Raw genomic sequence first — 7,384 nt, 5'->3', positions numbered from 1 at the left:
GCAGCGAGCAACACCGCTTTGTAACCGGCAAGGTTGGCTTGTGAAGACAAGACGTCCATATTCTGTGCGCGTGATAAGGTGCGTGGCAATAGCTCCATGGCAAAGGCGGTAGCCCCTTTGGCAGCATAAGTATCCAGTTGGGTATTGCGATAGGGATCAAGCATACCGATGATGATTTGACCAGCGGTTAAAGCAGCCGTCGTTGACGTCGGCAAATCATTGACGGTGGTAATAATCTGCGACTGGTTGACGACGTCAATGCTACTATTGGCAATATCAGCACCCGCTGCTTGATATAACGCATCTGCATAATAAGAGGCTTGACCTGCGCCTGACTGAATGACCACCTCAAACCCAAGTTCGCGTAATTTCTTTACTGCGTCTGGGGTTAGCGCGACCCGACTTTCGCTTGCGCTATCTGCACTAATAACACCGATTTTCATACCGTCTCCTTACGTCTAGTGACTATACTTACGTTTTCGTCATTCAATTAGCAACAAGCTTTAGCCTAACGTACTGAAATATGCTAGGAATAACATGATGAAGATGAATAATATGGGTAATAACCACACTACTTTATCAACCTTACCAGGTACAACATACCAACCATCAACTTTTTCTGGTAAACCTTCAGCTGCGAATTTTAACTGCTGACCTTTGACTGTCTGTTCGTGCCAACTTTTTTGCTTACCATCAAGTATCAAGCTTGCAACGATTGACACAACAATGTTGATAGCGCCGCCGATGACGACAAACCAAGGCCATGCGATGGTTGGTGGCGTCCAACTGGTAAACGGAATACCTGCTGCAAACACGTACACACCGATAAACCCAACAATTACACCAATAATAAGGCCTTTCTCTGTAGTGTTTTTTGAAAAGAAACCCAAACCAAAAATAGCCAATTGTGCACCAACAAAATAAGAAGACACTTCTGTAAATGTTTCTAAGATAGACCCTTTGCTATCAATGAATGCGAATGCAATAGGGATAATAAATATTGCCCAAGTAACGGTAAAAATACGAGACGCTGTTAGATAATGTTTCTCGTCGCCATCTCTTTTCATATATGGCTGATAAAAATCGAGTACGGATATTGTTGCTAGAGAGTTCAATGCCGACGATAAGCTTGACATTGAAGCTGATAATATTGCGGCAGCAATTATTCCCATTAAACCAGGAATAGCGAGCATATTTGCAAATATCAAGATAATTTGATTTGGTTCTGCAAATACTTTACCTTTGAAATAAACGTAGAGTAAAGCGCCAATAAAAAAGAATAAAAAGTAGATAAAGAATGCAGCAAAGCCCATTAATAGATAAGACTTTTTGGCATCTCCCATACTCTTTGCACCTAAGGTACGCTGTACCATCATTTGATTACCACCGTATACGGTGATATGAAACAATGTCATCGCGACCACCCCTGCCCAAACCGTTGGGGCAACAGAAAAATCTAGGCTCCAATTCAATGGATTTAGCTTATCGTTTTCTCCCAGCATAGTGAGAGCTCCTGACATCGGTGATACTTCTCCAATTAATATGTAAAAGATAATTCCCGCACCAAGAAATAGAATAAATCCCTGCAAGACGTCTGTCCAAATGACAGCGTTCATACCACCCATGAGGGTGTAGCCTACAACAATAGCTGACATAAGGATGATTGCAGTTTTCGGATCTATACCTGTCGCAAAAGTAATGACAAAAGCCGTAGCAGTTAGGATAGAGGCTGTAGTGATCGTTTGGGTAACCAGAAACAGTGCACTTATGATGGCTCGAGATTTTTTGCCAAACCGACGCTCTAAATAATCATAAATAGAAGCGACGCCACTGCTATAAAAGAAGGGTAGGAAAAATACGACGACGATGAAGATGACTATGGGATAGTTGATATGAATGGCGAGGGCTGCCATACCATCACCATATGCCCAAGCAGGTCCACCTAAGAATGATAAGGCACTGATGTATGTAGCAATTACGGAAATACCAATGGCCCACCAAGGGGATGAGCGGTCACCGATATAATAGTCTTCTGCAGTAGAAATTTTCCGACTCATAAACCAGCCAAGCAAAAGATTGGCTAATAAATAAACAATGACAATCACCCAATTGAGGGTACCAAAACTTTCCATCATCAAGATCCTTTTGTTAATGGCCCTCCCAGGTTCATAAAGTAAAACCTTATGAACTTGAGTAGGATTTAATATAAATTAATATGACTTGAGTATATTTAATATTGAATTCGAATGCAATAAATTTATATAATCGTGTTTTGGTATGTTTTGAATTTTAGAAGGAAGAATGTCGAAATAGACTTTGTTTAAAAAGTGAGCGATATTAAAGAGGCAGTAAAAGCAGAGTTACTAAGCTAGATACTCCATACGAAGCTTACTATAACTGACAAGATGAAGTGCGTCCTGCTGTCCAAAGCCATGGACATTAACTTGGAAGATTGTAGTTACGGAGCCTGAAGATAGAAGTCAAGCAACATCTATCTTAGCGAGGCTTTGCTAAAAATTGTGTAACGGCTTATGCTTATAGCCCACTAGCCATAAAATAAGCAATGACCAACCAATCTGACATTGAAAAACTGGCTGAGCAAATGGCTAGCAGCATGAATAGCTTTGATGACATCAAATACTTTCAGGAGCAGCCCATGCAATCTTTTATCGATACTGCCTTAGAATAGCTGAGATGGAAGACTATCTCGGCTATCCTAAGCATGAGAAAGCAGACAAACCTAATAAGCACAATAATAGGCACACTAAAAAGACCGTCCGCAGTGACACAGGCGATCTTGAGATCTTCACCTTAAGAGACCGTGATGCGCTGAAATGGAGTAGTTACATTGAAGAGGCACATAACTTATTTGCTAATGTCAGTATTTATTTCGCAAGCCACTATTGACCTATGTAGGGTCAATAGGACATTCAAGTATTTTTAACTCAACAACGTGATACTTATAAATTTATCCATGATTAAAGCGTACGTCGGGTGAATAAAGGCATGACACCTGGTGAAATTGCAGAAGATATCAAGTTGCCACCCAGTTTATCTAAGGTATTTTCTAATCGCGAACAGCTTGATTCTAAGATCGTAGCGCTGACGACGATTACGATATTTATGAGCTACGATTTTGAACCCTTTTATTAAGCCTGTTTTTTGTTCAACCATAATGCGGAGCTTAGCGAGATACGGATTGGCTTGTTTACAGAGCTCTAACAATTGACCCCAACGTGGCTTTTTAAAGGAGATGAAGCTCTATTCATGTAACTTTGCAATGCCCTGATTGAGCTATGCTGAAGAAACCGTAGTGTAGTGGTCAACTAATTTAGGACACCTGATAAAAGCGTTCTTAGAGGATATCCAATATTCTATGTAACTCTCATTTAGACTAAACGCCTGCAGATGCAATTATTAAACATAATGATAAACCTATTTAAGGCAGACTCCCAGTTTCAAATGGACATCGATCACTGCTTTTTTTTGTCAGTTAGATAATGTCTGCACGGCTAGACTTATCTACTTTGCAGACGCTGAAAACATTACTGTTGCATGATATTTTTTTGACAGATTCAGCCTTTAAATCTGCATTGTATATTCTGATTTTCTTAGTCATGATAAGCTTCTGTTAATATTCTTATTTTACCAAATTTACTTATACGGTTTCTTTTGCATAGCTCATAGGTGTCTCAGTTGAGATTCCCAACAGTTTAAATAAAGGTTGTTGTACTCAGGTTATGTCACATATTAAGGTTCATGAACCATTTATTTTTCTATTAACTATAGGCTATTGTTTTTACTAGACAATCATCTTTTTTAAACTATGAACCTAAATTTAGGTAGCCATAAGTTAAATGAAGTTTATGAGATTATGATCAAATAGTTATTAAGTTCATTTTAGATTCCATCATACCCATTCGTTACCATCTTGACCATACTCTCTCGGGTCACTTCAAAGTGACACTGCCAGCCGATAACGAAAGATCCAAGCTCTTTATGCCGAGGTGTTTGTTAGCCAAATTTATTAACGCTTTTAACCTATATCAAACTCCATACGTCTTGCAGTTGTTTGCATAGTTTGACTATCTAGTAACTTCTTCACACAGTACAGGCTGGCATGAATACCGGCACTTATTCCTGCTGATGTTACCAACTTAGTAGTCTCGTCACTGGCATCGACAAAACGGGTATTAGCGATGACTTCAATATTAGGATAGGATGCTAAATTGTCCAAATCCATCCAATGAGTGGTTGCAGACTTGCCAGCCAGCAATCCAGCTTTTGCTAATAGCAAGGCACCGGTGCAGACTGATAGCGTTAACTCGGTAATTTTTGCTTGAGAGATAATCCAATCAATAACCACTGGATTATTTATTTCGATCTTTTCAGCACCATAACCTCCAGGGATAACCAAAACATCGATAGTGGGATGATTGTCGAAGCTATAATCCGGTATAACAGTTAAACCATTTCTAGCAGATATTGGCGCTTGCTGCTCGGCAATGGTAATGACATCAAAATGCTTATCACTGCTATCATTTTCAGCCAATGAAAACACCTCGAAAGGTCCTGCGAAATCTAATACTTCGACTTCGTTAAAAAGTAATATGCCAACGGTTCGTATCGATGTCATGGTGTGTCCTTGAGTTGATTTTATTAAATTAAATATCACTCATTCATAACCTTATAATCAAGCTTAATCTTCATTTACCTTTTCAACCAACGTCGCCATCGCATCCGCCTTTGACGTTCCTAGCTGTTTCAGTCCTGCGACAGCCCCTACTCTATTTTCAGCAGATTTGTTTTGGCTCAACTTAAAATGAGCACTGCACTAAAGCTTTGTGCAGTATTTTGGCATGACGCCCCATGCTTATATTATCAATAAACGCATTCAATACGGAATACGGTCAGCAACAACTGAAAAAAGGGTTATCTATTATCGATACTGCTTTAAGTGCTGGGTTTGCTGATCAAGCGCACTTTCAGCGTACTTTTAACATTTAGTAGCAGCCACGCCCAATCAATACCGTAAGCCCTTACCGAAATAGTAAAAATAAGCAATTACCTGCCAGCAAAACCGCTAATATTCGATTGATAGTACATAGCGTTTTGGAATACCCTGTCAGTAAATACAGCCTAGAGGTGTCCATAGTAAAATAACAAGACAGACTCAGTCTAATACAATAAAGGTTGATTTTATGACTCCTGAATTTTGGAAAAATGCATGGCAAAATAGCCAAACTAATTTTACTCAGAAAAAACCACATCCCATGCTAATACATCATTTTAAAGCACTCAATAGCCCTAAAAATGGTCGCGTTTTTGTGCCTTTATGCGGTAAGAGCGTGGATATGCTATGGTTTACCAGTCAGGGTTTTGACGTTATTGGTGTTGAGCTGTCAGAAATAGCAGTCATACAGTTTTTTGCCGAAAACGATTTGCAAGCGACAGTATCGCTACATCCAACTACCCCTAGCCTCACTTGTTATCAAGCTGAACACGAAGGACAAACTCTTGAAATTTGGGTGGGTGATATCTTTGACTTAAGTCCTATTGATATTGGAGTAATAGACGCTGTCTATGATCGTGGTGCATTAGTAGCTCTTCCAGACATTGAGCCTGACAATCTACGTACGCACTATACACAGCAAATTATGGCGCTTAGTAATAGCGCAAACCAACTTCTCTTATCTTTTGCTTATGATGGTGAGAAGCAGCGCAGCGATAATCATAAAAACTTACCTCCTTTCTTAGTGACACGATCTCAACTTGAACAATATTATGCTGAGTACTATGAGATAAACTTGATCGCACAAGAGAAAGTAGACTATGTTTCTACCGCAGGTGATTCAGGATATCGTCTTGTCTATACATTAGTATCTAAAAAATAATATTTTCTAACTCAATGCCTAACCTCTATGACAAGCCTTGTTTGGGCAAGCTCATCAAGATACTGATCTATAATTTGAGTATTCTCTTTATCCAAATGGGCATCCCACTCATCAAGCATGACAATCCTACTTTGGTCGTCCTCTCTAATTTCCTGAATTTGCTTGATGAGTTGTTGTCCTGTTGAACCTCTATGGGCTTTGTCAGTTTTGTAATTGAAATACAAATTGTGCTTGGCGGGTAAATAGTAAGCCTGTTCTTGGTAGTGCTCTTTGAGCTTGAGCAACATACAAGATTTACCAACGCCATTATTACCAACCAACGTTACTCTACCTTGCTTGGGTAGTTGTGTTGAATCAAAAATATCCCCTGTTTGCTTAACACGTATTTGGTCTGCTTGAATATAGTTATCTAAATTGACAGCGGTAGGTTGTAAGACCTCCAAAATACCATCTAGCATCGTTTTGATAACGCCAATACTGGTATGGTATCCAATCAATGCATAGCACATTTGCAATAGCTGAATTTGTCTTGGCAGCGTGGCAATTAGTACCGCCATCGTCGCAGCATCCTGCCAATTTTTATTAAAAATAAAAGCCGTGACCACAAAAACAGGCAGCATCAATATGATTATGCCTAGACTTGAATTGATATGCTGGATCGATGTGGATTTAACACTATTATTCTTCGCTGTCGCAAAGCTTTTTTGAACAATATTATTATAGAGCGTGTAATTATGCTTATTGAAAATAACGACGTTATCCCAACTGTCAAAGAGTTTAGCGGTTAAATTCAGCCGTGATTGCTGATCTGTTTTGGCAGCCGTTTTTAAAGCATGTCGTCTAAAATGCACAAACATGGAGGCGAAAACAATTCCTACTGCATAACCAAGCAGTAAGGTGCCATCTAAAAACCAAGCAATGACCAACACATTAAATAAGACATTGAGCACCAGCGCTGAAATATCAAAAATGCTATCAATGACGGTTTCAAGGGTGTAGTTGCTTTCCTGAGCGAGTGTTGTGGTTGCCGTACTCTGTAACTCATCGTTAGATAACAAGTAGGTCTTGCCTAAAAAGACAGTATGAAAATTATCATTGTACAGCTTATGAGCATCGTACTTGGCGCGCTCCGTATTGGTGACACAAAAATACGCGGGCACATAAACCGCTACTAAAGAGACGGCAAATAGCACCATATATAAAATTGAGATACTCTCCTCGGTCAAACTTTGTGCAAGGCGAGCAATAAAGTACGTTGATGAAGCAACAATAATTTGCTGAATCAGCAAAAACAGCAGTGCAACCTGCAAATGCTTATTTAGTATGAGCTTATAAATCAAATTTATTCACATCCTTTCAGATCAAAACACAATAATTGAGCAAGTAACGACTTCTTACTGGTGTCAACTCTACTGACATATAATATTCTTACTATTTTTTAGAGCTTTTTTGGGTGTAAGTCATAGCTATAGTACTATCTATGCAGAACC

The 7,384-nt window shown here is 39.3% G+C and carries 5 protein-coding genes and 2 pseudogenes; 3 read left to right on the top strand and 4 right to left on the bottom strand.

Annotation, left to right across the window (positions count from 1 at the left end; genetic code table 11):
• Together VLA57_RS10715 and VLA57_RS10710 are read right to left on the bottom strand one after the other, a co-directional pair.
• Positions 1 to 443 (bottom strand): annotated as a pseudogene (locus tag VLA57_RS10715) (NAD(P)(+) transhydrogenase (Re/Si-specific) subunit alpha); the annotation flags it as partial.
• Positions 444 to 503: 60 nt separating this feature from the next.
• Complete coding sequence (locus VLA57_RS10710; protein WP_133104373.1) at positions 504 to 2,132, bottom strand: sodium:solute symporter family transporter; 1,629 nt, start codon at positions 2,130 to 2,132, stop codon at positions 504 to 506.
• Positions 2,133 to 2,563: 431 nt separating this feature from the next.
• On the opposite strand from VLA57_RS10710, the pseudogene VLA57_RS12575 reads away from it, so the two are divergent.
• Positions 2,564 to 2,823, top strand: a pseudogene (locus VLA57_RS12575) (transposase); the annotation flags it as partial.
• 183 nt (positions 2,824 to 3,006) lie between these two features.
• Positions 3,007 to 3,153 (top strand): hypothetical protein, encoded by a 147-nt coding sequence (locus tag VLA57_RS10695; RefSeq protein WP_333954887.1) that lies wholly within the window; start codon positions 3,007 to 3,009, stop codon positions 3,151 to 3,153.
• 883 nt (positions 3,154 to 4,036) lie between these two features.
• Here the strand turns inward: VLA57_RS10695 and VLA57_RS10690 are convergent.
• Complete coding sequence (locus VLA57_RS10690) at positions 4,037 to 4,636, bottom strand: DJ-1/PfpI family protein (RefSeq protein ID WP_133104372.1); 600 nt, start codon at positions 4,634 to 4,636, stop codon at positions 4,037 to 4,039.
• A gap of 565 nt (positions 4,637 to 5,201) precedes the next feature.
• Here VLA57_RS10690 and VLA57_RS10685 point away from each other — a divergent pair.
• On the top strand, positions 5,202 to 5,894 hold the full coding sequence (locus VLA57_RS10685) for a thiopurine S-methyltransferase (RefSeq protein ID WP_133104371.1): 693 nt from the start codon (positions 5,202 to 5,204) through the stop codon (positions 5,892 to 5,894).
• Positions 5,895 to 5,905: 11 nt separating this feature from the next.
• Here VLA57_RS10685 and VLA57_RS10680 read toward each other — a convergent pair whose 3' ends face one another.
• Complete coding sequence (locus VLA57_RS10680; RefSeq protein ID WP_133104370.1) at positions 5,906 to 7,234, bottom strand: hypothetical protein; 1,329 nt, start codon at positions 7,232 to 7,234, stop codon at positions 5,906 to 5,908.
• Positions 7,235 to 7,384: the final 150 nt, after the last annotated feature.

The sequence above is a fragment of the Psychrobacter sp. S4(2024) genome (genome assembly GCF_036861305.1).
Lineage (GTDB): Bacteria > Pseudomonadota > Gammaproteobacteria > Pseudomonadales > Moraxellaceae > Psychrobacter > Psychrobacter cryohalolentis.
This window is presented reverse-complemented; position numbering and strand designations above follow the sequence as displayed.

Bases quoted from the DNA above. Each gene is read 5' to 3' on its own strand.
- VLA57_RS10690 (WP_133104372.1), bottom strand. From the start codon at position 4,636: ATGACATCGATACGAACCGTTGGCATATTACTTTTTAACGAAGTCGAA.
- VLA57_RS10685 (WP_133104371.1), top strand. From the start codon at position 5,202: ATGACTCCTGAATTTTGGAAAAATGCATGGCAAAATAGCCAAACTAAT.
- VLA57_RS10710 (WP_133104373.1), bottom strand. From the start codon at position 2,132: ATGGAAAGTTTTGGTACCCTCAATTGGGTGATTGTCATTGTTTATTTA.
- VLA57_RS10695 (WP_333954887.1), top strand. From the start codon at position 3,007: ATGACACCTGGTGAAATTGCAGAAGATATCAAGTTGCCACCCAGTTTA.